1 protein-coding gene is annotated in these 226 nt (G+C 34.1%); it reads left to right on the top strand.

Translation table 11 applies throughout. From position 1 onward, the window contains the following. Nucleotides 1-226, top strand: a 226-nt coding sequence (locus NF27_RS12295; protein WP_039455423.1) for a hypothetical protein, incomplete at both ends; no start/stop codon positions are given.

The following is a 226-nucleotide window of genomic DNA, read 5'->3' as shown; positions in this document are numbered from 1 at the left end:
TTGAAAATATAGTTAAGCCTTTTTCTATATGGTCAGCTGAGAAGTTGATTGAAGCAGGTATTTCAGCTAAAGATGCTGCTGCTTATACATTTAAAAACATAGTTAAGCCTTTTTCTATATGGTCAGCTGAAAAGATGGTTGAAGCAGGTGTTTCAGCTAAAGATGCTGCTGCTTATACATTTGAAAATATAGTTAAGCCTTTTTCTATATGGTCAGCTGAGAAGTT

The organism is Candidatus Jidaibacter acanthamoeba (genome assembly GCF_000815465.1).
Lineage (GTDB): Bacteria > Pseudomonadota > Alphaproteobacteria > Rickettsiales > Midichloriaceae > Jidaibacter > Jidaibacter acanthamoebae.
This window is presented reverse-complemented; position numbering and strand designations above follow the sequence as displayed.